Origin of the sequence: Plantactinospora sp. CA-290183 (genome assembly GCF_050936375.1) — a bacterium.
GTDB lineage: Bacteria > Actinomycetota > Actinomycetes > Mycobacteriales > Micromonosporaceae > Plantactinospora.
Window position 1 is genome coordinate 276990 of record NZ_JBNJMX010000002.1, and the last position, 24851, is coordinate 301840.

The 24851-nt window shown below is 73.5% G+C and carries 24 protein-coding genes and 2 pseudogenes; 11 read left to right on the forward strand and 15 right to left on the reverse strand.

Annotated elements, in window-relative coordinates:
- Nucleotides 1-215: 215 nt before the first annotated feature.
- Both ACQEUR_RS06080 and ACQEUR_RS06085 read left to right on the forward strand, forming a co-directional pair.
- Nucleotides 216-1400, forward strand: a complete 1185-nt coding sequence (locus ACQEUR_RS06080; RefSeq protein WP_433026619.1) for an MFS transporter — start codon at nucleotides 216-218, stop codon at nucleotides 1398-1400.
- A gap of 41 nt (nucleotides 1401-1441) precedes the next feature.
- The gene (locus tag ACQEUR_RS06085; protein ID WP_433026622.1) at nucleotides 1442-2065 is read left to right on the forward strand and encodes an HD domain-containing protein; all 624 of its coding nucleotides are present in this window, start codon (nucleotides 1442-1444) and stop codon (nucleotides 2063-2065) included.
- A gap of 63 nt (nucleotides 2066-2128) precedes the next feature.
- Here ACQEUR_RS06085 and ACQEUR_RS06090 read toward each other — a convergent pair whose 3' ends face one another.
- From ACQEUR_RS06090 to ACQEUR_RS06100, 3 genes are all read right to left on the reverse strand, one after another.
- A complete protein-coding gene (locus tag ACQEUR_RS06090; protein ID WP_433026625.1) occupies nucleotides 2129-2776 on the reverse strand; it encodes a class I SAM-dependent methyltransferase in 648 nt (215 codons plus the stop codon).
- A 75-nt stretch (nucleotides 2777-2851) separates the two neighbouring features.
- Entirely contained in the window at nucleotides 2852-3952 is a 1101-nt protein-coding gene (locus ACQEUR_RS06095; RefSeq protein WP_433026628.1) for a hypothetical protein, read from the reverse strand.
- A 292-nt stretch (nucleotides 3953-4244) separates the two neighbouring features.
- Nucleotides 4245-5114, reverse strand: coding sequence for an AraC family transcriptional regulator (locus ACQEUR_RS06100; protein ID WP_433026631.1), 870 nt, complete (start codon nucleotides 5112-5114; stop codon nucleotides 4245-4247).
- Nucleotides 5115-5379: 265 nt separating this feature from the next.
- On the opposite strand from ACQEUR_RS06100, the gene ACQEUR_RS06105 reads away from it, so the two are divergent.
- A complete protein-coding gene (locus ACQEUR_RS06105; protein WP_433026634.1) occupies nucleotides 5380-5946 on the forward strand; it encodes a GAF domain-containing protein in 567 nt (188 codons plus the stop codon).
- Nucleotides 5947-6071: 125 nt separating this feature from the next.
- The gene (locus ACQEUR_RS06110) at nucleotides 6072-6632 is read left to right on the forward strand and encodes a DinB family protein (RefSeq protein WP_433026637.1); all 561 of its coding nucleotides are present in this window, start codon (nucleotides 6072-6074) and stop codon (nucleotides 6630-6632) included.
- Between the two features lie 15 nt (nucleotides 6633-6647).
- Here the strand turns inward: ACQEUR_RS06110 and ACQEUR_RS06115 are convergent, their stop codons facing one another.
- The 3 genes and pseudogenes from ACQEUR_RS06115 to ACQEUR_RS06125 form a co-directional block, all read right to left on the reverse strand.
- Complete coding sequence (locus ACQEUR_RS06115; protein ID WP_433026640.1) at nucleotides 6648-7154, reverse strand: hypothetical protein; 507 nt, start codon at nucleotides 7152-7154, stop codon at nucleotides 6648-6650.
- 68 nt (nucleotides 7155-7222) lie between these two features.
- Nucleotides 7223-7345: pseudogene (locus ACQEUR_RS06120) on the reverse strand (DUF397 domain-containing protein); the annotation flags it as partial.
- Nucleotides 7336-7593, reverse strand: coding sequence for a hypothetical protein (locus ACQEUR_RS06125; RefSeq protein WP_433026643.1), 258 nt, complete (start codon nucleotides 7591-7593; stop codon nucleotides 7336-7338). The gene ACQEUR_RS06125 and the pseudogene ACQEUR_RS06120, both read right to left, overlap by 10 nt.
- A 588-nt stretch (nucleotides 7594-8181) precedes the next feature.
- On the opposite strand from ACQEUR_RS06125, the gene ACQEUR_RS06130 reads away from it, so the two are divergent.
- Nucleotides 8182-9516: a YncE family protein gene (locus tag ACQEUR_RS06130; protein WP_433026646.1), complete on the forward strand. Its 1335-nt coding sequence runs from the start codon at nucleotides 8182-8184 to the stop codon at nucleotides 9514-9516.
- A gap of 40 nt (nucleotides 9517-9556) precedes the next feature.
- Here ACQEUR_RS06130 and ACQEUR_RS06135 read toward each other — a convergent pair whose 3' ends face one another.
- Nucleotides 9557-9964 (reverse strand): hypothetical protein, encoded by a 408-nt coding sequence (locus ACQEUR_RS06135; protein WP_433026649.1) that lies wholly within the window; start codon nucleotides 9962-9964, stop codon nucleotides 9557-9559.
- Between the two features lie 71 nt (nucleotides 9965-10035).
- Nucleotides 10036-10938 carry a sulfurtransferase gene (locus ACQEUR_RS06140; RefSeq protein WP_433026652.1) on the reverse strand — a complete coding sequence of 301 codons (903 nt, stop codon included), beginning with the start codon at nucleotides 10936-10938 and terminating at the stop codon, nucleotides 10036-10038.
- A 62-nt stretch (nucleotides 10939-11000) separates the two neighbouring features.
- Here ACQEUR_RS06140 and ACQEUR_RS06145 point away from each other — a divergent pair, with 62 nt between their 5' ends.
- Complete coding sequence (locus ACQEUR_RS06145) at nucleotides 11001-11594, forward strand: pentapeptide repeat-containing protein (protein ID WP_433026655.1); 594 nt, start codon at nucleotides 11001-11003, stop codon at nucleotides 11592-11594.
- A gap of 25 nt (nucleotides 11595-11619) precedes the next feature.
- Here ACQEUR_RS06145 and ACQEUR_RS06150 read toward each other — a convergent pair whose 3' ends face one another.
- From ACQEUR_RS06150 to ACQEUR_RS06160, 3 genes are all read right to left on the reverse strand, one after another.
- Nucleotides 11620-12405 carry an SGNH/GDSL hydrolase family protein gene (locus ACQEUR_RS06150; RefSeq protein WP_433026658.1) on the reverse strand — a complete coding sequence of 262 codons (786 nt, stop codon included), beginning with the start codon at nucleotides 12403-12405 and terminating at the stop codon, nucleotides 11620-11622.
- 107 nt (nucleotides 12406-12512) lie between these two features.
- Complete coding sequence (locus ACQEUR_RS06155; RefSeq protein ID WP_433027750.1) at nucleotides 12513-12653, reverse strand: hypothetical protein; 141 nt, start codon at nucleotides 12651-12653, stop codon at nucleotides 12513-12515.
- A 24-nt stretch (nucleotides 12654-12677) separates the two neighbouring features.
- Complete coding sequence (locus ACQEUR_RS06160) at nucleotides 12678-13292, reverse strand: dTDP-4-dehydrorhamnose 3,5-epimerase family protein (RefSeq protein WP_433026661.1); 615 nt, start codon at nucleotides 13290-13292, stop codon at nucleotides 12678-12680.
- A 161-nt stretch (nucleotides 13293-13453) separates the two neighbouring features.
- Here ACQEUR_RS06160 and ACQEUR_RS06165 point away from each other — a divergent pair, with 161 nt between their 5' ends.
- Both ACQEUR_RS06165 and ACQEUR_RS06170 read left to right on the forward strand, forming a co-directional pair.
- Nucleotides 13454-13867 carry a CBS domain-containing protein gene (locus ACQEUR_RS06165; protein ID WP_433026664.1) on the forward strand — a complete coding sequence of 138 codons (414 nt, stop codon included), beginning with the start codon at nucleotides 13454-13456 and terminating at the stop codon, nucleotides 13865-13867.
- Between the two features lie 90 nt (nucleotides 13868-13957).
- A complete protein-coding gene (locus ACQEUR_RS06170; protein WP_433027753.1) occupies nucleotides 13958-14377 on the forward strand; it encodes a SufE family protein in 420 nt (139 codons plus the stop codon).
- A gap of 80 nt (nucleotides 14378-14457) precedes the next feature.
- Here the strand turns inward: ACQEUR_RS06170 and ACQEUR_RS06175 are convergent, their stop codons facing one another.
- The 4 genes from ACQEUR_RS06175 to ACQEUR_RS06190 all read right to left on the reverse strand — a co-directional run bounded on the left by ACQEUR_RS06175 (nucleotide 14458) and on the right by ACQEUR_RS06190 (nucleotide 17231).
- A complete protein-coding gene (locus ACQEUR_RS06175) occupies nucleotides 14458-15540 on the reverse strand; it encodes a helix-turn-helix domain-containing protein (RefSeq protein ID WP_433026667.1) in 1083 nt (360 codons plus the stop codon).
- 641 nt (nucleotides 15541-16181) lie between these two features.
- Entirely contained in the window at nucleotides 16182-16733 is a 552-nt protein-coding gene (locus ACQEUR_RS06180; protein WP_433027756.1) for a YbaK/EbsC family protein, read from the reverse strand.
- A gap of 47 nt (nucleotides 16734-16780) precedes the next feature.
- Entirely contained in the window at nucleotides 16781-16972 is a 192-nt protein-coding gene (locus ACQEUR_RS06185) for a hypothetical protein (RefSeq protein ID WP_433026670.1), read from the reverse strand.
- A gap of 37 nt (nucleotides 16973-17009) precedes the next feature.
- The gene (locus ACQEUR_RS06190) at nucleotides 17010-17231 is read right to left on the reverse strand and encodes a hypothetical protein (RefSeq protein ID WP_433026673.1); all 222 of its coding nucleotides are present in this window, start codon (nucleotides 17229-17231) and stop codon (nucleotides 17010-17012) included.
- Between the two features lie 57 nt (nucleotides 17232-17288).
- Between ACQEUR_RS06190 and soxR the strand changes: the two are divergent.
- The 3 genes and pseudogenes from soxR to ACQEUR_RS06205 form a co-directional block, all read left to right on the forward strand.
- Nucleotides 17289-17726: pseudogene (gene soxR, locus ACQEUR_RS06195) on the forward strand (redox-sensitive transcriptional activator SoxR); the annotation flags it as partial.
- 225 nt (nucleotides 17727-17951) lie between these two features.
- Nucleotides 17952-22469, forward strand: coding sequence for an HAD-IC family P-type ATPase (locus tag ACQEUR_RS06200; RefSeq protein ID WP_433026675.1), 4518 nt, complete (start codon nucleotides 17952-17954; stop codon nucleotides 22467-22469).
- A gap of 331 nt (nucleotides 22470-22800) precedes the next feature.
- Nucleotides 22801-24729, forward strand: a complete 1929-nt coding sequence (locus tag ACQEUR_RS06205; RefSeq protein ID WP_433026678.1) for a PPC domain-containing protein — start codon at nucleotides 22801-22803, stop codon at nucleotides 24727-24729.
- Nucleotides 24730-24851: the final 122 nt, after the last annotated feature.

Sequence of the window (24851 nt, forward strand, 5' to 3'; positions counted from 1 at the left end):
GATGACGGCGCTCACCGTACCGGGCCGGCCCGACGCTCCGCTTCCTCCTTTCATTCCGGCCGCGTTTCCGCCGGCTGCTTTCCGGTTCCCTGTCCCGTTTCCTGCCGAATTTCCTGTGCCCAGCCGCGGCCGGCACCGCCCGGTTGACCCTCGGCCCGGTCGAGGCGGCAACGTCACCGGCCGGCACCGGGACTGGACGGAACAGAGGTGGGACCGTGGGTGGGTTCGGGCGGCTGTGCAGCGCCGCGGTGGTGTCCCGGCTGGGAGACGCGCTGCGTACCCCGGCGCTGGCGCTGCTCGCCGCGTCGCTCACCCGCGACCCTCGGACGATCGCGGCGGTGGTGGTCGCCGGGCAGCTCCCGCCGCTGCTCTTCGGCCTGCTCGGCGGGGTGTACGCGGACCGCTGGGACCGGCGGCGGACGATGGCCACAGTGGACGGCGCTCGGGCGGTGGTGGTCGCCGGGTTCGCCCTGCTGGTCGGCACCGGCAACGCCGGCATCGGCGCGCTCGCCGGCTGCGCGTTCCTGCTCGCCGCCCTCGGCACCCTCTTCGACGCCGCCGCGCTCGCCATGGTGCCGGCCGTCGTGCCCGCGGACCGGCTCGCCGTCGCCAACGGCCGGTTGCAGGCGGGTACGGCGGTGGCCGGCGGATTCGTCGGCGCCCCGCTGGCCGGGGTGCTCTTCGCGGTCGCGGCGGCGCTGCCGTTCGCCGTGGACGCGCTCAGCTTCGCGGTCGCCGCGCTGCTCGTCCTGACCCTGCGCCCGACGGTCCCGCCGGCGGCGCCCGCCCAGGTCCCGGCGCCGCCCGGCCCCGCTGCCTGGCGGACCGTCGGGGACGGGCTGCGGTGGATCTGGCGCGACCCGACCCTGCGGCTGGTCACCGTACTGACCATGGTGACCAACGTGGCCACCAGCGGACTGATCGCGGTCGTCGTGCTGTACGCGCTGGAGGTGCTGAAGGTCCCCACCGCCGGGTACGGGCTCTTCATGTCGGCGGCGGTGCTCGGTGCGCTGGCCGGCGGGCTCCTCGCCGGACGGCTCGCCGCACGGCTGGGCACGCTGCCCGGACTGCGCTGGGTGCTGGTCGCGGAGACGCTCGCGCTCGCCGGGCTGGCGCTGGCCCGGCACCCGGTGCCGGGGGCGCTCGCGCTCGCCGTCTTCTCCGCCGGCACCGCGAGCTGGAACGCGCTCTGGTCCGCGTACGGCCAGCGGAACGTGCCGGTCGGCCTGCTGGGGCGGGTGGGCAGTGCCCAGCGTACGGTCGGGTTGCTGGCCGCACCGGTCGGCGCGGCGGCGGCCGGGTTCCTCGCCGGCGCCGCCGGACTGCCCCCGGTGCTCTACGCCGCGACCGCCCTCTTCGCGCTCGTCACCGTCGTGTCGTGGCGAAGACTGGTCGGTTGAGTGCTCCATGGGTGTCGGTGGGGCGGTCTACAGTGGGCGCCATGGGGAGACAGGCATTGCGGACCTTCGGGCCGGTACGGGCCTGGGCGCCGCTCCGGGCGGAACTGTCCGGCAGGCTGCCCGCCGACACTCTGGCGGCGCTGGACGACGCGGTGGACTTCGCGACCGCGCGCCACGGCGGGCAGACCCGCCCGGCCGGCGAGCCCTATCTTGAGCACCTGCTGGAGACGGTCACGGTGCTGACCGACGGGGTGGGGGTGAGCGACCCCGACATGCTGGTCGCCGCCGTGCTGCACGACGTGGTCGAGGACACCGACACCACGCTGGAGGAGGTACGCGACCGGTTCGGCCCGCGCGTGGCCACGCTCGTCGCCTGGGTGACGAAGCCGGACGCCCGCCCCGAAGAGGACAAGGCGGCGACCCGGGCCCGCTATCTCGCCCGGCTCACCAACGCGCCGGACGACGCGCTGTGCCTGAAGCTGGCCGACCGGCTGAGCAACGTCCAGCGCCTCGACACGCACCCGCGACCGGCCAAACGACGCTCGTACTACCGGGAGACGGTCGCCACCTTCCTGCCGCTGGCCGACCGGCACCTCTGGTACGCGACCTGGTACGCCAACTGGCGCCAAACCTTCGCGCACCTGGACGACACCGCCCGCACGTGACACCCGTGCCCGCACGCGGCCGGGGTGGAGCGCGTACCCGCATCGAGCTAGTCTGAGCCACTCCTACCGGGCTGGGCGGCGCGCGAAGATGACGGCCCCTGGGAGGCTTCCGTCGGGATCGATCAGCATCTGGGCCTCGACCGCGAATCCGGCGGCACGCAGCCAGGCTGCCACCTGACCAGGCTGGCGGCGGTGGACGACGACCTTCATGGGGTGCCCGCCATAGCCCTGCGTCTTCAGTCGCGATTCGTCGCCGACGTGAAAGCCGAGCAGCAGTGGTCCGCCGGGACGCAACGCCCGCCGGAAGTGCCCGAGGACCGCGGGAACCGCGTCGTCGGGCACGTGGATCAACGACCAGAAGGCGAGCAGGCCGGCGACCGAAGCGTCCGCGAGGTCGAGGTCGGTCATCGAGCCGACCTCGAACCGCAGGTGGGGTTGGTCGCGCCGAGCCACGTCGATCATCACGGGTGAGAGGTCGATGCCGAAGACGTCGACACCCAGCCTGTGCAGGTGGGCAGCCACGACTCCTGGCCCGCAGCCCACGTCCGCGACCGGCCCGCCGCCTGCGGCGTGCACCAGGTCGGCGAACAACGCCAGAACAGCTCGTAGGTACGGTGCCCCGAGCAGGGCTTCGCGGGTCTGCTCGGCGTAGCTCACCGCGACGGTGTCGTAGGAAGCCCGGGTGTCCGCCAACCAGCCGTCCGCGTTCATCAACCGACACGGTAGTCCGATGATCAGGATCTCGTGCACAGCCGACGTCACATGATCATCTTCCGGTCACAGGACCTAACCGACGGCCTCGCCGTCGACGAGCGCGGACAGCTTCGCGGCATAGGCGGCGTCGTCCGGCGCGGTGTCGCGCTCGTCGTAGGTCGCGTCGCGCTTCGCATAGGTGAATTCCGCGCAACTGCCGCCGGACGTACCGTCGACGGGAACGGAAGCCACCCGACGACCGGTACGGACCTCGTGGACATCGATCCGGTACCGGCCCTGGAACATGACAAGGGTGTAGCCACCCTCGTAGTCACAGGATTCGAGCATTTCCGGGGACACCCGGCCGATGAGGTGCAGACAGCCGACGAGCTGCACGTCGTCCGGCGGCGGCCAGCCGTCGGCGTCGTCGAGGCCCGCCAGGTGTCTCGGGTAATCCGATTCGCCGGTGTACACGGCCACCGGGTGCGGGCCCGGCCCCCGGTAGGGCACGGCCCGGCCGAAGGCGTCGCCACCCTCGCACATCCGGGAGAGGGCCGTGATGTCGTGCGGGCGCTCGCCGAGCACGATGTCCAACGCCACCGGTCCGGCCGCGAGCCCCAGCACGACCGCGAGCGCCAACCCGACGCCGCCGGTGGCGGCCAGCCGGCCGATCGGCCACCCTGGCACGGGTGCGCCCTGGCCGACCGCCCGGACCAGGTCACCGCGTCCGACAACGGCCGCCAGGGCGAGCTCGTGTGTCTCCGTACCGTCGCTCCACACCAGCCAGTCGGCCGTTTTCCCCGGAAGGACGGCCCGACTCGCGACGCGCGCCTCGGGCCACGGAACGGCCGTCGGCGGCTCGGCGGACTCCGGCTGCCACACCAGCAGGCCCCGCTCGGTGACCACCAGTCGCAGTCGCCGGTCCGGGTCGTCGACCGGCCCCCAGCGCCAGCACGCGTACGTGGCCCCGGCCAGCGCCGTCCAGGCGAGCACCGGCAGCCGCCACTGCGGCGCGCCGCTGATCAGCAGCCCGAACACGATCAGGGCCGCCAGGACCAGGCCCACCGCGCTCAGCCCCGCCAGGGCGTTCGCCAACGCCGATTCCCGGCGCTGCCAGTGCACCCGTGCGATTCGCCCGAAGCCGATCCGCTCGGCGTACACGGCGATTCCGCTTCGCGACAGTGTTCCGGTCATGTCCGCCCCTCGACCCAGTCCGCCGTCCCGGCTCACACCGGACCCACCCGGTCGTACCGCGTCGGTGCCGGGACCCCTCCCCGGTCCGTCACCGGGACGAGGTCGGCATCATCGTCGAGCGCCGCGTCGTGCGGACCGAGGTGGCGTCAACCGGCCGTGCTGGCATCATCGCCGGATGCGCTCCTCGGTCGCAACCGTCCACGATCTGGTCTCCGCGCTGGTGCCGGCAGACGACCTGGAGGCCGAGCGGCGCGTCAGCCCCTGAAGGCTGTCTGGACGCCCTCGGGGCCGGTTACGTCGGTTCGACGGGTAGCCACAGCTCGCAGGTCGCGGTGCTGAAGTCGTCCGCGCGCTCGAGGACCGCGACGATCGACGGACCTGGCCGCAGCCGCCACGGGTTGGACGGGAACCACTCCGTCGCGGTCGCGGCCCAGGTCTGCTGGAGGGCCTGTGGATGCGGTCCGGCGGTGCGGAAGACCGCCCACCTGCCGGCCGGTACCTCGATGGCGTCGAGGTCGTCGGGGACCGGCGTGTCCCGGCAGACGGCGACCCCGTGCAGATAGGTCAGCTCGCTGCCCTCGGTGGCGTCGGGGTCGAGGTCGTCGCAGACCTGCAACAGGCCACCGGGTTCGGTGTCGCCGAGGCCCTTCAGCCGGAGATGCTCCTGCGGCGGCAGTGCGGTGATGTGCTGCTGGATGTGCGGGTTGATGCCCTGGTGGACGAGCGGAACCCGGGCCGCGTGTCCGACGAGCCGGAACACGGGGCGGTCGACGATGCGGGTGTCCATGGGGGTGCTCCCTTCGACGGTCAGGCGGAACCTGAGCTGCGGTTGTGTGCGAAGGGGGCCTCCGTCGCGGCGAACGTCACCGGGGCCGGCGCCGTGGACTGCCCGGAACGCACGTCCGAACGCCTCGGTCGAGCCGTACCCGTGCCGGACGGCGATGCTCAGCAGATCGTCCTCGCCCCGGACGACGTCGGCGACGGCGAGGGTCATGCGCCGCCGGCGGACGTACTCCGACAGCGGCATGCCGGCCAACGACGAGAACATCCGGCGCAGGTGGTATTCGGTCGTGCCGAGCGCCGTGGCCAGTCCGTTGACGTCGAACTCCTCGGTGAGGTGCTCCTCGACAAGGTCGACGAGCCGGTTGAGTGCCGAGATCACGAGAGGCCTCCTTCCGACGTCAATCCTGGCCGCGTACACCCCGGCCGTGCCCGACCACCGCGGTCCAATCCGATCATCCGCTGCTCGCGGGCTCGAAGCGGGCTATGGTTGTGGCCTGTAGTCGACGCCTTTCCGGGCGTTGACGTGCGTGCGTCACAGTGGCGTGGGTCCCGAACCTGCTCGAAGGTTCCTGCAGTAACCCACGCATCTCTGCGGATCCTGACCCGGTCGCTCGCGGTGCCCGACGCAAGGGACACCCTTCGTCATGACCGACAAATACCTGCTGGACCGGACCGACGCGTTCGCCGCCGTCGCCGGGATCGATCTCAGCGCCACGGACCTCGACGGCGTCCTGAAAGACCTTGCCGAACTGGCCAAACGGGCCATCCCCGGCGCTGTGGAGGTGTCGGTGACCCTCAGGCAGGGCGGGGACGCCTCCACGGTGGCGTTCACCGGCGGCCTGGCCCTGTCGCTCGACGAGACGCAGTACGAGCAGGGCCGTGGGCCGGGAATGGATGCCCTCGCCTCCGGTGACACCCTGGTCATCGACGAGATGGGCAGCGAGGACCGGTGGCCGGACTTCACCACGCGCGCCCTCGACGCCGGTTGTCACAGCTCGTTGTCGGTCGGGCTGCCCGGCTACGAATCCGCCTCCGGCGTGCTGAACATCTACGCCATCGAACCGAAGGCGTTCGACGAATACGCGATCGTTCTGGCGCAGGCGTTCGCCGGCCACGCCGTCGTCGCGCTCGCCAACGCCCGTCTGTACGACGTCCAGACCGCCCTGGCCGGCCACCTGGACCGCGTCCGCCGCCCCGGCCGTTCTGGCTAGCCGCCGGCCGCGGTGGACTCCGCGCAACGGGTGCTGGGCCGGCACCGGGTGAGATCGGTGTGCCGGTCGGGCGCCGCTCGGATACTCGCTTGCGTATCGGGCCACTGCTCAGCACCGTGAGCAGGATGAGCGACGTACCCGAGCGGTGGGGCCAGGCCAGCGTCTACCCCGACATGTGGGCGGATCCGGACAAGGATCCCCGGAACAATGACGGGGTCAGCCCGGACGGCGAGTTGGCGACGCTGGAGGACTTCCTGCGGAACTATCGACTGACCCTGCGGATGAAGTGTGAGGGGTTGGACCCGGAGCAGTTGGCCCGTCGGTCGGTGCCGCCGTCGACAATGTCGTTGCTCGGACTCCTCCGCCACCTGGCCGAGGTGGAACGGGACTGGCGCAACTGGATCCGGCCAGGGGACCCGGCGCCGAAGCTGTACGGAGCGGGTGACGGGGATTTCGACGGAGCCGTCGCCGAGCAGGCGGTGGTCGACGGCGCATTCGCCGATCTCGCACGCGAGCAGGCGGCCACGGACACGGCACTGGCCGCGCATCCGGATCTGGGTGAGCGGGTGGGTAAGGACGGCTTCGCCGTCCGCGAGCTGTGGGTCCACCGGATCGAGGAGTACGCCCGACACTGCGGGCACGCCGATCTGCTCCGCGAACGCATCGACGGCCGGGTCGGGCAGTAGCGCACGTCGCGACGGCTACCGGGCGTAGACCTCCGGGATCGCGCTCCTGATCCGACGCACGGTCTCGGCGACGTCCAGACCGGTCGTGTCCACGCCGACGTACCGGTAGTCGGGATCGGTTGCCTGCCGGATCGTCCGGTCTTCCGGGATCGTGTCGACCATGGCGCGCCACTCCCGCGTGGTCTGCTTCGCTCGGGTCACGCGCCGGTGGTCACGCACGTCCTTGTCGACCAGGAGCTCCACCAGGAACACCGCCGGCGGCCGGGTCAGCAACCGGCGGAACGCCAGGTAGTCGGGGTAGTCGCGGAGGAAACTGCCGGCGACGACGTTGACGTAACCGGCGGCCCAGAACCTCTCCACGAGGCCGGCGACGTTACGGCGAAGCAGATCGAAGAACTCGTCGTCCATCGGGCAGGGGTTGGTCTGTCCGATGTCCTCCGCGTCGATGCGGGCGCCGTTGGGGGTATGGGGCAGCAGCGCACGGATGATGGTCGACTTGCCGGCGCCCTCCTCGCCGTGCACGAGGACGAGACAATTTCCCGGCGTCGGAGATGTCCGATCGCCGCTCACGCTGGCCACGGCGAGGCCCGGCTCGGGTCCTTGCTGTCCCGCACCCCGACCACACCGGCCAGATTGTCCGCCACCTCGACGCAGGCCCCGCTGGCCCCGTTGCTGCGGCTGCTCTTGCGCCAGGTCGCCCCGATCAGCTCCATTGCTCCGCCACTCCCGAGATCAGCTCGATGGACTGCTGGTGCGGCAGCGCCTCCGTCTTGACGGACTCCCACACCTTGGCAATCCACACTACGTCCGACGGGTCGTGCACCAGTAGGCCCGTCTGCCCGGCGCGACCCCGCCCGTCAGCCGCGCCCGCACCCGCCGCGCGCGGCTCGGCGCCACCGGCCAACCGGGGCCACTTCCGGGCCTGGAACGCCACCACCGCGATCCACGAACCCGGCCCCACCCAGCACACCCCGGCCCGGGCCCACCGCGCCCGAGGCGCCACCGGATGACCGACGCCACGAACCCACCGACCAACCTGTAGACCTGGGCGCACCACCGGGACACCCCCGGGCCACCCGACCAAACCGACCCCGGCCCAGTTACGCACACCACCGGGACACCCCGGGCCAACCCAGCACGGCCCAGTCGCGCACACCACCGGGACAAACCCCGGACAACGGCCCGACCCGAACCACCCCGGCCCCCTTGGGCGCACCACCGGGACACACCCCGGGCCACCCGACCGAACCCACCCCGGGACAGTTGGGCGCACAGGCGGGGCAGCTCTACAGGTCCGCGCCACCCCTACAACACCTGCCACAACGCCCGATCTGGCTCTGCCGGACCTGCGCCGTCGACTGGCCCTGCCCCACCGCCCGCAACCTGCTCACCACGATCCCGGCCGCGACCCGGCCCAGCTCTTCAACCGGTTCCTCGGCTGGCCGAAACCCCGGCTCGTCATCGCGCGGGCCCGCCGCCAGCGGAATCGATGAATCAGGCGACCTCGGCCAACCCGGAACCCGCCCGGTCCGTCGCGCCTCTACCTGGCATGACGACAAGGCGTACGGCACTGCGGCTGGCCGGCGTCACGGCAGGCGTGGCGGGGGCCGGGGCACTGACGGCGGTCGCGGGATGTCGGTTCCGATCCGATGACCGATCCGCCGGCGGTGAGCCGGCGTCCCGGGACGTGCTCGTGGTGGAGGTGGCCGGCGGGGCGCTCGCCGTGGTTGACGCGCTCACCGGGCGGCTGCTGGTCAACCCCGCCCCGGCGGTACTCAGCGGCGACGGGAACCGGCTGATCCGGGCCGACCAGCCGGACGGCGCCACCGGCGGCACCCGGCTGGCCGCGCACCGGCTGCCCGATGGGACGGCGGTCGGCGGCGGCACCCTGGACGACCGGCTCGCCGTCCGGGTCAGTTCCCCCGACGGGTCGCTGGTGGCGCTCGCCGATCCGGGCGGAACGGGTGGAACCACATACCGGCCGGGGCCGCGCGAGCGGACCACGATCGTGGTCGCCGACGGCACCGGGCAACGGAACCGGCTGGAACTGGCCGGCAACCTGGAGCCGGAGGCGTTCGACGCGTCCGGGCGGCAGCTCTTCGTCCTCGACTACCTGCCGCCGGCCGCGCCGGACCGCTACCGGGTGCGGGTCGTCGACCTCGCCACCGGGCAGGTCGGGCCGCTGCTGACCAGGACCAAGACGGCGGTACCGCCGGGTGCCGAGGAGGAGATGCGCGGCGAGGGGCGGCAGGCCGTCTACGACTGGCGGACGCAACGGCTGTTCACCCTCTACACCCACCAGCCGGACCACCTGCACACCCGGGACCGGATCGCCGGAGCCCGACCCGACGCCCCGCACGTCCACGCCTTCGTGCACACGTTGAGCCTGGTCGAGGGATGGGCGTACTGCGTCGACCTGCCCACGCCGTTCGGCGAGCGGGCAGCGGCCGGGCACACCATCGCGCTCAGCCGCAACGGCGACACCCTCTACGTCGCGGACAGCGGCAGCGGCGCCCTGGCCGCGGTCGACCCGGTCGGGCTCACCGTGGCGCGTACCCTCCGGTTCGCCGCACCGGCGGCCCCGGCCGGCGGCGGAACGGCCTCAGCACCGGCCGGCGCCGCCTTCGACCGCGCCGGGATGCTCCTGGTCGGCGCCGGACGCGAGGTGGTCGGCGCCGCGGTCACCGCCGGCGGCGGGACGGATCCCCGCTGGTCCACCCCCGCCGAGATACGCGGCCTCGCCGGCCCACCCGACGGCGCCCGGCTGTACGTCGGGCAGCCCGACGCGGTGCTCCGGGTCGACGCGGGCACGGGGCGGGTACGCCAGCGGATCGCCGTACCGGGCCTGGTGGCACTGCGCCACGTCGTGGCCCGGAACTCGTGACGACCGTCCCCACGCTGGGTACCCGCCCCGGGCAGGTTGTCTAGTCGAGGTAGGTCGCGCAGGGGCCGCCGATCACGCACGCGAACCGACCACCCGGGTACCAGCCGGTCTCCGCCTGACCCTCCCAGGACTCGCGCCGGTCGGAGGCCAGGACCACCCCGTTCGCACCGATCAGCTCCACCACCGTGCCGACCGGCCCGGTCGCAGCGGCGGCGTACAGTCCGCCCTCCCCGAACAGGCAGGCCGTGTACCCGCCGCTGGAGCCGCACCACTGGGCCGGCAGCGGGGCCGCGACGCCGGGTGCCCGCGCCGGGCTGGCGGGGGCCGCCTGGGCCGGGGCCCCGGCCGCCACGACGCCGAGCAGGGCCGCACCGGTCAGCGCGGCGGCGGAGATCAACCGGTTGACGCGTCCGGACCGGCGCGTCGCCTTCGTCATGTTGTCTGTCATGAACCCATGCTGGCCGGGCGCCCTGTCACGGGCCTGTCACCCGGCTGTCAGGGCCGCCGGACCGGTACGGGTCAGGGGGTGAGGCCGCCGGGCTGGTCGCCCTGGACCACAGGCGCCCGGACCAGGTTGCCCCACTCGGTCCACGAGCCGTCGTAGTTGCGCACCCTCGGGTAGCCGAGCAGGTGGCGCAGCACGAACCAGGTGTGGCTGGACCGCTCGCCGATCCGGCAGTACGCGACCACGTCGTCGTCCGGGGAGAGGCCGAGCTGGTCGGCGTAGATCGCCCGCAGTTCGTCGGGGCGCTTGAACGTGCCGTCGTCGTTCGCCGCCGCCTTCCACGGCTTGTTCACCGCGCCCGGGATGTGCCCGCCGCGCAGCGCACCCTCCTGCGGGTAGTTCGCCATGTGGGTCAGCTCGCCCGTGTACTCGGCCGGTGACCGGACGTCGACCAGCGGCCGGGCCGCCGCGATGTGCGCCAGCACCTGTTCCCGGTACGCCCGGATCGGCGCGTCGTCGCGCTGCGGGACCGGGTAGTCCGCCGCCGGCCGCCCGGTCCTGTCCCGGGTCATCTCCCGTCCCTCGGCGACCCACTTCTGTCGACCGCCGTCGAGCAGCCGCACGTCCGGGTGGCCGAAGAGGGTGAAGACCCAGAGCGCGTACGCGGCCCACCAGTTGAAGTTGTCGCCGTAGAAGACGACGGTGTCGTCCCGGCCGATCCCCTTGGCCGAGCAGAGCTTGGCGAACGCCTCCGCGTCCAGGTAGTCCCGGGTCACCTGGTCGTTCAGCTCCAGGTGCCAGTCGACCTTGACCGCGCCGGGGATATGGCCGGTCTCGTAGAGGAGCACGTCCTCGTCGGCTTCGACCACCACCAGGCCCTCGGAGCCCAGGTGCTCGGCCAGCCACTCGGTGGTGACCAGGCGCTGCGGGTCGGCGTAGTCCTGGAGACTCGGGGCGGGATCGCTCGGCATCGGCATGATCCCCACGCTACGCCCGCGGGCTCGCCGGAGATGTCAGCTCCGTCCGTTAGCGTCGCCACATGACCGAGCCGATCCGGGGGCAGACCTTCCGGCACGAGGACTGGTACGGCGACGAGCTGGCCGACCGGGAGTACGTCGACTGCCAGTTCTTCGACGTCGACCTGACCGAGTCCGTCACCCGGCAGGTCAGCTTCACCAACTGCGCCTTCGGCAACGTGCGGTTCAACGCCTCCCGGCACACCGACTCGGCATTCCTGCGCTGCACCTTCCGGCGCTGCAACTTCTTCGAGGCCGAGTTCTCCGGCTGCAAACTGGTCGGCAGCGGCTTCGAGCAGTCCACCCTGCGACCGCTCACCGTGCTCGGTGGAGACTGGTCGTTCGTCGGTCTGCCCGGCGCCGACCTGCGCGGGGTGACCATCCGGGGCGTTCGGATGCGCGAGGCCGACCTCACCGGGGCCAACTGCTCCGACGCGCTGCTGGTCGACGTCGACCTCTCCGGCGCGCAACTGCACTCCGCCCGGTTCACCGGATGTGACCTGCGCGGCAGTGACCTCAGCGCGCTCGATCCGACCGTGGTCGAGCGGACCGGCGCGATCATCGACGCCGGGCAGGCGGTCGTGCTGGCCCAGGCGCTCGGCTTCGAGGTCGGCTGAGCCGGCCCCTGCCGGTCGGCGGTGGTCAGCCGGTGAACGGGTGCTCGTCGGTGAACGGGCCGAGCATCGGGCGCTTCGCGGTCACCGTGTCCCCGGAGGAGCGGCCGGTGAGCCGCCGCTTGACCCAGGGCGCCAGGTGCTGCCCGGCCCAGCGCAGGTCGGCACCGCGGGCGGCCAGCCACGGCGTCGGCGCCGGCCGGGGCGGCACCACCAGCCACCGCTCGTCCGGGGACAGCCCCAGGGCGGCGAGCACCAGGGCCGCCACCCGGCGGTGCCCGGCCGCCGACAGGTGCAGCCGGTCCTGGCTCCACAGTGCCGGGTTGCCGAACGCGTCGTCGGCGAAGAGGTCGACCAGCTTCGCCCCGTGCCGCTCGGCGATCTCGCCGACGGCCTGGTTCAGGATCGTCACCCGGGGGGCGACGAGGCGCTGCCCGGGGAGTCGGGACATCAGGTCGGCGAACCGGAACAGCAGGACGTCCGCCCCGGTGGACCGCAGTTCGGCGATCACCGTGTCGAAGCGCTCCACCAGGGCGTACGGGTCGAAGTTGCGGCGCAGCACGTCGTTGCCGCCGGCCGCGAAGCTGACCAGGTCGGGGCGCATGTCGATCGCCGTCGGCACCTGCTCGGCCACCACGGCGGGGAAGAGGCGGCCCCGGACGGCCAGGTTGGCGTACCCGAAATCGGGCCCGACCTGGGCGGCCAGGGTCGCGGCGACCAGGTCGGCCCAACCCCGGTAGCGGCCGTCCGGGTACGCGTCGTCCAGGCCCTCGGTGAAGCTGTCCCCGACCGCCACGAAACTGCGCCAGCGCATTTCCGCCTCCCCCGCATCGCCCCTTACCGCGCGGGTCAGTCTGGCAGCCGCCCCGATCGGCGCGACAGTCCCGACCGGCCGAAGGTGACCCGCACCGCACCGGCCTGTCACGGCCGGACGGTGAACCAGATCACCAGCACCGGGTCGGCCGGTGCGCTCGCGGCGAAGAGCAGCGCGGTCGCCGTGATCGCCGGCCACCGGCCGAGGACCGCCTCCAGTCGGGTCTGGAGCAGCACCCGGTAGAACAGCTCCGGAGGAGTACGCCAAGTCGGCTAGGAAACGGACCGTCCCACGCGCCGGGCCTGGTAGAGCCGGTGGCACTCGTCGTAGCGGGGCAGCAGGTCGGCGGCGCGCACCTCGGCCAGGCCGGGTGCGTTCGCGTCCCGTTCGGAGAGGATCGGGTCGAGGTCGGCGGGCCAGTCCAGCCCCAGCTCCTCGTCGCGTACGTGCACGATCCGCTCCCGGGTCGGGGCGTAGCGGGTCGAGCAGAGGTAGTTGACGACGGTGTCCTCCTCCAACGCCAGGAAGGCGTGGCCCAGCCCCTCGGAAAGGTAGACGGCGCGATGGTCGACGGAGTCCAGCCGGATCATCTCGTGCCGGCCGAACGTCGGCGAGCCGACCCGGAGGTCGACCACCACGTCGAGCACCGCCCCCTGCGGGCAGTAGACGTACTTGGCCTGCCCGACCGGGACGTCCGCCCAGTGCACGCCCCGGATCACCCCCCGGCGCGAGACGCTCTGGTTGACCTGTGCGACGGTCAGCTCGAAGCCGAGCGCGTCGGCGAAGGCCGCCGAGTCGTGCCAGACGAGCAGGCTGCCCCGGTCGTCGGTGAAGCGCGGCGGCAGGAACTCCCAGGCACCGGGGATCGTCAACTCGGTGGCCTTCACGCTCACCTCCAGGGCTGACTGCGGAACCACTCCGGCTTACCGGGGCAACCGCACCATACCGCCGACAACCGAGAGTGGCCGATCAGAAACGCGACAGGGTGTTAGCGTTCCGGCTCAGGGGTACCGGGTGGTATCGGAAAGCTGGAGGTTCGGAGGCTCTCGTGACTGGTGTCAGGGTCCGCGACGTCATGACCAAGGAGGTCGTCTACCTGCCGGCGGGCACCCCCCTCGACGAGGCGGCGCGGGCGATGCGGGACGCCGACATCGGTGATGTGGTGGTGACCGACGGGCCGGGCCTCTTCGGTCTGGTGACCGACCGCGACATCGTGGTACGCGCCATCGCCGAGGGCCGGGACGTCCGGCAGACCACGCTCGGGTCGGTGGCCACCCGGGAGATCGTGATGATCGAGCAGAACTCGACCGTCACCGACGCGGCCAACCTCATGCGGGAGCGCGCCGTACGCCGGATCCTGGTCTGTGACATCGATCGCCAACTCGTCGGCATCGTCTCCCTGGGTGACCTGGCGCTGCGCCTGGACCCGGCCCCGGCGCTCAGCGACATCGCCGAGGCGTGACGTACGCCATGGTGGCCCCGGGCCGCGGCCCGGCTCCGACGCGGCGGCATCGGTAACCTGGGCCCCATGTCGCAGCCCACGCCGCAGTCGATGCCACCGAAGCTCGCCGAGATCGTGGCGGAGTTCGCCTCCGCCCCTCGCGAGCTGGTGCTGGAGATGCTGCTGGAGTTCTCCGACGCGGTACCGCCGCTGCCTCCGGCGCTGCTCGACCGCAGCGGCATGGAGCAGGTGCCGGAGTGCCAGACGGCGTTCTTCCTCCGCGCCGAGGTGGCTCCGGACGGGCTCGTCACGACCTGGTTCGACTGCCCGCCGGAGGCGCCCACCACCCGCGCCTTCGCCGGCATCCTCGCCGAGGGGCTGGCCGGGGCGAGCGCCGAGGAGGTGCTGGCGGTTCCGGACGATCTCTACCAGCGGATGGGGCTGACCCAGGCGATCAGTCCGCTGCGGGTCCGGGGCGGCAACGCCATCCTGGCCCGGCTCAAGCGACAGGTGCGGGAACAGACCGGCTGACCTGCCGGTCAGGCTCCTGTTGAAGATGGCGACGTTTCACGTGCAACGGCATTGATCGGCATCGCTTCATCGGCGGGCCGTCAGTGCGGCGCGGCGGTGACCCGTTCCACCTCGGCGAGCAGCAGCCGCAGCGACAGGCTGTGCCGCTCCGGCGGCAGCCGGTCCAGCGCCCGCCGGGCGTGGTCGAGCCCGCCCGCCGCGTCCCCGGCGGCGGCCATCATCAGGCCCCGGTGCAGCTCGATGTGGGTCGCGAAGCGGGGCAGGGTGGCCGGCCGGGTCCGGTCCGCCGCCTCCTGTGCCGCGACCGCCCGGGGGTGACCGAGCCGGGCGAGCAGCATCGACTCGAAGGTGTGGAACCGCCACTCCGGCACCGCGAAGTCCGAGATCTGCTCGTCGCTGCCCGCGGTGTCGAAGACCCGCCGGGCGTCGTCCAGCCGGGCCAGGCTGGTCGCGGCGTCCCCCCGGAACGCGGCGACGTGCGCCTGCGCGGTGAGCGCGGTGAGTCTCCCGAGCGTCGGTCGGTCCGAGAGCGCGACCGCCTGCTCGGCGAGCCGGGCGGCGACCGGCAGGTGCGCCCCCTCGTACGCCAGTGCCAGGGCGGCCCGGCCGCGTACCCAGACCCGGATCTCCAGGTCGCCACAGCGGTCCGCCGCGATCGCGGCCATCTCGTACGAGCGGATGGCGCCGCGTCCGCCGTCGTTGCCGGGCAGCGTCTTGCCGTGCACCGTCATCAGCCGCGCGGCGACGCCCCACAGGTGCGGGTCGTCCAGTTCCTGCTGCAACACCACCAGGTCGGCGGCGAGCCGGCCCTGCAGTTCCGCCGCGCCGAGCGACATGTAGTCCTGGCCGTACGCCTCGGCGCGGGCCACCCAGTCGTCGACCTCGCGGCGCCCGTCCATCGCGGCGGCGAAGCCGTGCTGGATGAGTTCGGCGACCGCGGTGGGGGCGACCAGGGTCGCGGCGAGGGTCAGCACCCCCCTACGGTTCACGCTCTCTCCCAACACCCGTTCGTAGGCCAGCACCAGGTCCGGGGTGGCCGGCCGTTTGCCCAGCTCCACGTTGCAGAGGTGGCTCTTGCTGTAGTTGGTCCGGGCCGCCATCTGGGTCAGCGTGACCGCCGCGGCCTCGCGCGCCACCCTCAGCCTTGCGCCCACGTGATCCATCCGTCCACCGTCTGTGCGCTTCGGAAAACACCTGAAAACCGCGCCTACTATCGGTAGTTCTTCCGCTACGGGAATGTGGGGGGGTGGATCGCTCTCGCTCAATGTTCTACCGCTCGCCGGCCATGAACGTAAGGCGCCAGCGATTTCCGACCGGGTCGCGGGCACCGGCTCCAGGGCCGGTCGGCGGGCGTGGCATGCCGTGAACTGACCGGCATCGCCTACGTCGGGGAACTGCCGCGTCCGCCCCGACCGGGGCGCGTGACCGTCGCCCTCCCCCCGGAGGCGGTCACGCGCTCCACCGGGTGCGGCGGCCGGTGCCGGCGGTCGCCGCACCTCCCCGGGTACGCCCGCGCGCCGTTCGTGACCCTTTCGTGCCCACGCGACCGCTCGGCGGTGTGGTAGACATCGACATCCGTACCGTGTCCCCCGATCGGGGGACCGGCCGGAGCGGACCGCACCGCCGGGGCGGCCGGGGAGGATGGCGGATGGGCGAGACGACGCTGTGCCTGCCGTGCACCCTTGCGCTGCGGGCACCGGTCACCCCGCCGCCGCACGGCTGCCCGGGGCAGCTGCGGATGCCCGCCGGGATCGGCGAGCCACGGGTGGTGTCCTGCGGATGTCCGGTGTGCTGGCCGGAACGGTCAGTCGACGGGGCGGGCGAGACCCTCGACGACCTCGACGCCGGGCAGGACGGCGAGGGCGGGGCCGGGCATCGCGATCTTGCTGTGCCGGACCCCGGACCCGACGATGACGTACGGCGTGGCGAGTACGCGCGGGTCGACCAGCACGGGCCATGACCCGGGCAGCCCGATCGGGGTGATTCCGCCGTACTCCATCCCGGTCAGCTCGACGGCCTCGGCCATCGGGGCGAAACTCGCCTTGCGTACGCCGAGATGCCGGCGTACCACCCCGTTCACGTCGGCCCGGGTGGTGGCCAGGACGACACAGGCGGCGTAGCGGACCGTTCCCTCACGCTTGCCGGCCACCACCACACAGTTGGCCGAGACCTCCAGCCCCACCTCGTACGCCGCGCAGAAGGCGGCCGTGTCGGCGAGAGTGGCGTCGATGGACGCGACGAGCACCCCGTCGACCCCGACCGACGCGTCGACCGGCCAGCGGTCCAGGGCGGCGGTCACCGGGGGCGCGAGCAGGTCCGGCCGGGAACGGGCCGGCTCCGTCTTCAGCGTTCCGATCATGCCTGCGATCCTCGCACCGGTCACCGGGCCGGGGAGGGTCGAGGTCAGTTGCCGGCCAGGGAGGGGTTGTCCGGCACCAGGCGCTCCTGGAGTCGCGGACGCTCCGGCGCCCGCTCCGCCAGCTCGCGCCGGGCGTGGACGTCCCCGATGCCGTGCCGCACGGCGAGCCGGACCACGCCGTAGAGGAAGACGAAGCCGCAGATGTACATGAGGGCCGCGAATGCGATGAAGAACATGCCGTCAGCGTAGGAGCGGTCGACGGCTGAGGAGTTCTCACATATCCCGAGGTCCCCCGTACGGGTGCGGGCCGGCGGCCGGTGCGGGCCTCACCCGCGCGGCTGGCGCAGCACCGCGTCCCCAGCGGGCCGCCGCCGTCATCGCCGCCTCGGCGGTGGGCGCCTCACGCAGCAACCGGTCCCGGTCCAGCCCGGAGACCGCCGGCGCGGCGGGTACGAAGTCGTCGGAGATCGGCCGCAGCTCGGTGTAGAAGGTCAACTCGGGCCGGCCAGCGACACCTCAACATTAGTTGAGGTAACCGGTACCCTGGGATCCGTGACCCAGCTTCCGTTCACGCTCACCGTCGGCCAGCTCGCCGAGCGCAGCGGCGTCGCCGTCTCGGCCCTGCACTTCTACGAGGCGAAGGGGCTGATCAGCAGCACCCGGACCAGCGGCAACCAGCGCCGGTACGGTCGGGACACCCTGCGGCGGGTCGCCTTCGTCCGGTTCGCCCAGCGGGTCGGCGTGCCGCTCGCCGAGATCCGCGAGGCCCTGGCCGGCCTTCCCGAACAGCGCACACCCACCCGCGCCGACTGGGCCCGGCTGTCGGCGACCTGGCGTACCCAGCTCGACGCCCGGATCACCGCGCTGCAACGGCTGCGCGACGACCTCTCCGACTGCATCGGCTGCGGCTGCCTCTCGCTGGACCGCTGCGCGCTGTCGAACCCGGACGACGTGCTGGCCAAGGCTGGCCCGGGGCCTCGCCGCCTGATCACCGGGATCCTGCCCGCCGAGGACGGCGCCGAGGACGGCCCGGCCGGCGCCGGACCGGGCAGCACCCGATCCGGCAGCGGAGCCGCCGACGACCGGTCCGACTGCGTGACCACGTCGACCGGGTGCGCATAACCGGCCGCCGGCCGGGAAGGCAGCGCGTCCCGGGCGGGTCGTACGCCGCCCGGGGCGACTGACGACCTGACGCGCGGGGAGGGTGATGGCCGGATGACCCCTCCCGGGCTGCGGCTCCCCGGCGTACGCCTGCCCCGCGTCCACCTGCCCGACCTGCCGGCCGCGCTCGCCCCGCCGGGCGTGCCGGACCTCGTCGCCGGGCTGTCCCGGGGCGCCGAGTCCGCGGTCACCCGCGCCGCGCGCGCCGCCGGCCTGAGCCGGCGGGCCATCTGGTCCCGGCCGGGCCGGCACCACATCGAGGTGCACGGGGTCGCACAGGCCGGCGGGGAGCGGCTGGCCCGGCAGATCGAACTGGCGCTGGAACGGTTGCCCGGGGTCGCCTGGGCACGGGTCAACTCCCCCTCCGGCCGGGTGGTGGTGGCGGTCGAACCCCCCGAGCCCCGGATCCGCGACCTGGTCGCGGCGATCAGGGCGGTGGAGCGTACCGACGGACTGGAGCCCGACCCCGACTGCGTGGAACCGCATCCGCCGGAGGAGGGACCGCGGACCCGGCGCGCCGTGTCCCGCCTCGCCGCCGACGCCTTCGGGCTCGGCCTCTCCGCGGCGGTCCGGGTCCTGCCGTTCACCCGCGCGCCGGGCGAACTCGCCGGCCTGATCCGGGCGGTGGATCTGCACCCCCGGCTGCACGCCCTGGCGGGCCGGGGACTGCGCGGCGACCATCGGGCGGACTCGGTGCTGCCGCTGGCCACCGTGCTCGCCCAGGGCCTGACCGGCGGCTGGGCCGGCATCCTGCTCGACGGCGCACAACGGGCGCTCCAGTGGGGCGAGGCCCGCGCCCAGCTGGCGGCCTGGGAGGCCGCCGAACCCCTGCTCGCCGGCACCCCGGAGCGGGCCACCGCACCACCACCGCCGGACGAGCGACCGCGTCCGAAGCCGGACGGCCCGGTCGAACGGTACCTGGACCGGGTGCTGAAGGCCGGCGCGGTCGCCGGCGGCAGCGTGCTGGCGATGGCCGGGCGCAAGCGGGCCGCCGCGCTCGCCCTGTCCAGCCTGCCCAGCGCGGCCGTCAGCGGCCGGGAGGCGTACGCCTCCCGACTCGGTTGGTTGCTGGCCCGCCGGGGTGTCATCGCGATGGACCGCCGCGTGCTCCGGGAGCTGGAACGCCTGGACACGCTCGTGCTCGACGCCGCCGCGCTCCGCTCCGACCGCGGGGTGCTCACCGACCTGGTGCCGCTGCCCGGCAGCGACGCCGAGGAGGTCGCCGTCCGGGCGTTCGGCCTCTTCGACCCGGACGCGCCGGACCGGGTACGGGAGACAGACGGCTGGACGCTGGGACCCCTCGCCGCGCTGCGGCTGCCCCACGGGGCCGGCGCCCCGGAGACGGAGCGACTGCGGGCCGAGGGCGGCAGCGTGCTCGGCCTCGCCTCCGGGGGCGCGCTGGCGGCCGTGGTGCGGGTCTGCCCCGAGCCGGCACCCGGACTCGACGCCCTGCCGGCGGCGGCCCGCCGCGCCGGCTTGCGCGTCCTGGTCGCCGACGACGAACACCGTCCCGGCAGTGCCGACCCGCGGCAGTACGGCTTCGCCGACGCCGTGCTGGCCGGCGGGCCGGACCTGGCGACGTCGATCCGGTCGTTGCAGGCCGACGGCGCGATGGTGGCCCTGGTCTCCGCCGACCGGCGGGCGCTGGCCGCCGCCGACTGCGGGCTCGGGGTGTGGCACACCGGCGAGCTGCCGCCGTGGGGCGCCCACCTGCTGGTCGGTACCGACCTGACGGTGGCGGCGCTGGTGGTCGAGGCGGCCGGCGTCGCCCGCACGGTGGCCCGGCAGAGCATCGCGCTCGCCGGCGGGGGCAGCGGGCTCGGCGCGCTGGCGGCGTTCACCTCCGACCCGGCCCGGCTGCCCGGATCGGCGGTGGCGGCGGTCAACGCCGCCGCCGGGCTGGCGATCGGCAACGGTGTCTGGCGGGCGGGCCGCCTCCCGCAGCCCCCGGCGACGACCTCGACGGCACCGACGCCCTGGCACCTGATGCCGGTCGACACCGTGCTGGCCCGGCTGCGGACCCGACCGGGCGGTCTGGCCGCCGACGAGGTCGGCGGGCGCGCCCGGGGCGGCAGCACCGACGGGACCGGCGAACTCGACCTCGCCCGGGCCTTCGTGGAGGAGCTGGCCAACCCGCTCACCCCGGTCCTCGCCGCCGGTGCCGGGCTCTCCGCGGCGGTCGGTTCGCTGGTGGACGCCGCCTTGGTCGGCGGCGTGATCGGGCTGACCGCGTTCATCGGCGCCGGGCACCGGGTCTCCACCGAGCGGTCGCTCGCCGCGCTGCTCTCCCAGTCGGCGGTCACCGCCACCGTACGGCGGGACGGCTCCGAGCGGGTGCTGGCCAGCACCGACCTGGTACCCGGCGACGTCGTGGCGGTCCAACCGGGCGACGCCGTACCGGCGGACTGCCGGGTGATCGAGGCGGTGGGGCTGGAGACCGACGAGTCCTCCCTCACCGGGGAGTCGCTGCCGGTGTCGAAGACCACCCAGCCGGTGGTCGCCGCCGCCGTCGCCGACCGGCGGTCGATGCTCTACGAGGGTACGACCGTGGCGGCCGGCCGGGGCCTCGCCGTGGTGGTGGCGACCGGGGCCGACACCGAGGTCGGCCGGGGCCTGGCGCTGGCCGGCGAGGCCACCCCGACCAGCGGGGTGGAGGCGCGGCTGGGCCGGCTCACCCGGATGGCCGTCCCGCTGGCGGCCAGCTCGGCGCTGGCGGTGTCCGGGGCCGGGCTGCTGCGCGGGGTACCGCTGGCCGAGTCCGCCGCCACCGCGGCCAACCTCGCCGTGGCGTCCGTACCGGAGGGGCTGCCGTTCCTGGTCAGCGCCGCCCAGCTCGCCGCGGCGCGCCGGCTGGCCGAGCACGGTGCGCTGGTCCGCAACCCGCGCACGATCGAGGCGCTCGGCCGGGTCGACGTGCTCTGCTTCGACAAGACCGGCACCCTCACCGAGGGCCAGCTGCGGCTCGCCGGGATCGGGGACGGCGACCGGTACGCCGACCTCGACGGGCTGGACGCGCACCTGCGGCGGATCCTCACCGCCGCGTTGCGGGCCACCCCCCGGGCGGACCGGCCGGAGGACCTCAACCAGCAGACGGACCGGGCGGTGCTGGCCGGTGCCCAGCGCGCCCGGGTCGACACCGGGACCGGGGCGGACAACTGGCGGCAGGCGCACGCGCTGCCGTTCGAGCCGTCCCGCGGCTACCACGCCACCGTCGGCGAGCACGGCGGCGCGTACCTGCTCAGCGTCAAGGGAGCACCCGAGACGATCCTGCCCCGCTGCGCCCGGCGTCGCGGCCGGGACGGGGACCGGGCCCTGGACGACGCCGGCCGCCGGGCGCTGCGCGAGGTGCTGGACCGGCACGCCGGCGCCGGCCAGCGGGTGTTGGCGGTGGCGGAACGGGCGCTGCCCGGCAGCGAGGTCACCGAGCAGGACGTCGACGCGCTGACCTTCGTCGGCTTCGTGGCCCTCGCCGACGGCGTACGGGACAGCGCGGCGCCGGCGGTACGGCGGATCCGCCAGGCCGGCGTGCACACGATCATGATCACGGGTGACCATCCGGCCACCGCCGAGGCGATCGCGGCGGTGATCAGCCCCGACGACACCCACCAGCGGGTGGTCACCGCGACCGAACTGGAACAGCTCGACGACGACGCCCTGGCCGAGCGGCTGATCCACACCGACGTGGTCGCCCGCTGCACCCCGACGCACAAGGTCCGGATGATCCGGGCCCTCCAGAGGTGCGGCCGGACCGTGGCGATGACCGGGGACGGCGCCAACGACGCGCCGGCGATCCGGCTCGCCGACGTCGGCATCGCGCTCGGCCAGCGCGGCACCCCGGCCGCGCGGGCCGCCGCCGACCTGGTGGTCACCGACGACCGGCTCGAAACGATCATCGCCACCCTGGTCGAGGGCCGCGCCATGTGGTCCTCGGTACGGCACGCGTTGAGCATCCTGGTCGGCGGCAACCTCGGCGAGATCGCCTTCAGCGTGCTCACCGCCGCGCTGACCGGCCGGTCGGCGCTGACCGGCCGGCAGATGCTGCTGGTCAACCTGCTCACCGACCTGGCACCCGCGATGGCCATCGCGGTACGGCCACCGCCACAGGACCACACCGACAGCCTGCTCACCGAGGGGCCGGAGACCTCCCTCGGCCAGACCCTCACCCGGGAGATCGCGCTGCGCGCCGCCACCACCACGCTCGGCGCGACCACCGGCTGGACGCTGGCCCGGTGCACCGGTCGGCGGCGGCGTGCCGGCACCATCGCGCTCGCCTCGCTGGTCGGTACGCAACTCGGCCAGACCCTGCTGGACGGTGGGGCGAGCCCGAGCGTCCTGATCTCGACGGCCGGCTCGGTTGCCGTCCTCGCGGCGGTCATCCAGACCCCCGGGCTGAGCCACTTCTTCGGCTGCACCCCACTCGGGCCGGTCGGGTGGAGCATCGCCGCCGGCAGCGCCGTCAGCGCCACGCTCACCAACACGGCACTCGGCCGCCTGATCACGCCCCCGTCCGAGGACGGCGCCCCCACCGCGGCCGACCGGGAACCCGGCGACGGCGCACCCGCGGCCGGCTGACCACCGGGGCCGACTGACCACCGAGACACCCAGCAGCCCGGCGCGCGAGTCGCGACTGTCGGCTGGGCGAGCCCGACGATCATCCAGCCGGCCGGCCGAGCGTGGTAGGCAGGTCCCTTTTCCGTAGCTGACCTGCGACTGTCCTCTGCGTCCGTCCGACGCCTCACGGCGCCCGACGCCGGCCCGATTCCCCGATGGACGGTGTATCCGGCCGTCGTGTTGCATCAATTCGTCTATCTCACTCCTTCTATTAATTCTCCGTCCAGGTCAGTAGCGTCACGGATGCCGCCGGCGGCGGGGGCCACCGGCATGGCACGACGGAGGGGGATATATGCGCCGACCTATCGCGATCACGGCTGCCGCCGTACTGGTGGCAGCCATGTTGTCGCCGGGCAGCGCCTCGGCCGGACCCGGCTCGGGGGAGGGGGCCGAGGCCCGCAAGGCGGCCCTGCGGGCACTGGCCGGATCGATCAGCAAGCCGGCCGCGCCGGGCAAGGCACCGACCGGGGTCAATCCGTACCTCGCGCTGCTGCCGGACCCGACCAAGGCCGACTACATCGGCTGGCAGAAGTGGATGAACGCGCAGGGGGACCAGCGCGCCGCACAGCGGGCCCAGCAGCGGGCGGCCGCGGCCGCGCCGCTCCTGGCCGACGAGGAGGAGCCGACCGGCGTACGGGGCGGCAACGACACCCCGGCGAACGCACAGCGGATCAGCGGGTTCGGCACCGGCAACAACCAGAACCACCTGCTCCGGGTGCTCGGCACGCTCTCGCCCGAGCGGGTGGAGCTCACCAACCTGGAGCCGAACACCGAGGACGACGGCGCGATCCCACTGGCCCGGGAGACCGGTGTCGGCGCCACGGAGGCCGGCGTCACCACCTCGGGTCAGATCGGGGACGGCCCGCACGGCAGCGCCGGGGCCGGCACGGGCGACTTCGACTTCTACGAGGTCACCGGTGTCACCGGCGAGACGCTGACCGTCGACATCGACACCGCCGCCGACAGCGGGCTGGACTCGATCGTGCTGCTCTTCGACGCCGAGGGCGGCCTCGTCGCGGCGAACGACGACACCGCCTCCGGGTTCGACAGCCTGCTCGTGCACCAGTTCACCGCCGACGGTGCGTACTTCGTGGCCGTCGTCGGCTGGCCGTCGGTGCCGGAGGACCCGTTCGACCCGGCCAGCGGGCTCGGCGTCGGCACCGAGGGTCCGTACAACGTCGCGATCCACACCGGAGAGCAGGACACCGACTTCTTCGCCGTACAGCTGCGTCCGGGTGACGTACTCGGCGCCTCGGTCGAGGGGTCGGCCGGCCGGATCACCATCTACGACACCGATCGGCGTGAGGTGCACGGCTCCGCCCAGGACGCCTCCTCGCTCTACCCCGCCAACAGCCCGCTGCCGGGCGGCGGCAACGCGGTCACCGAGCACGTCGCCGACAAGGCCGGCTGGCACTACGTCGGGGTGAGCGGCGGCGACGGCACGTACGACATCACCGTCGAGGCGTACCGGCCGGCGCTGGAGGGGCAGCGTCCGAAGCAGACGCTCTTCCTCGACTTCGACGGGGCACGGATCAACACGGCGATCTTCGGCGGCCCGGGCGTGCGTACGCTCAGTCCGCTGCGGGCGTTCCTCGGGCGTTGGGGGCTGACCGCCGACGACGAGGACGCCCTGATCGACGCGGTCGTCGCCGGGGTCGAGGAGAACCTGCGCCACGACCTGGCCGAGAGTGGCCTGAACCGCCGGTTCGACCTCCGGATCCTCAACAGCCGGGACCACGCCGACCCGTTCGGCCAGCCCAACGTCAGTCGGGTGATCGTCGGCGGCACGATCGACGAGTCGCAGATTCCCACGATCGGCATTGCCCAGACGATCGACCCGGGCAACTTCGGCACCGAGGAGTCGGCGCTGGTGCTGCTCGACCTGCTCAGCGACCCGGCCGGCGAGGATACCTCGCTGAACACGTACCTGACCGAGGCCAGCGACAAGATCGCGTTCGTGGGCCGGGCGCTGGGGAACGTGACCTCGCACGAGGCGGGGCACTTCTTCGGTGACTGGCACGTGGACCAGTTCAACGAGCAGGCCAACATCATGGACCAGGGAGGCAACTTCCCGGTCATGTTCGCTGTCGGCCCGGACAACGTCGGTGGCACCGCCGACGACCCCGACGTCGACTTCGGCGAGGACGTCTTCAACCCGAACGAGGGCTCCACCGGGATCGAGGACACCCTGACCCGGCTCTCCTTCGCGCTGACCCGCTAGCCGGCACGCTCCACCGACGCGGCCCGGGGGCCGACCACAACCGGTCGGCTTCCGGGCCGCTCGCCGTCCGGACGGCGGATGCCCCGCGACCCGGTGACCGGATCGGTCCGCCGCCGGGCAGG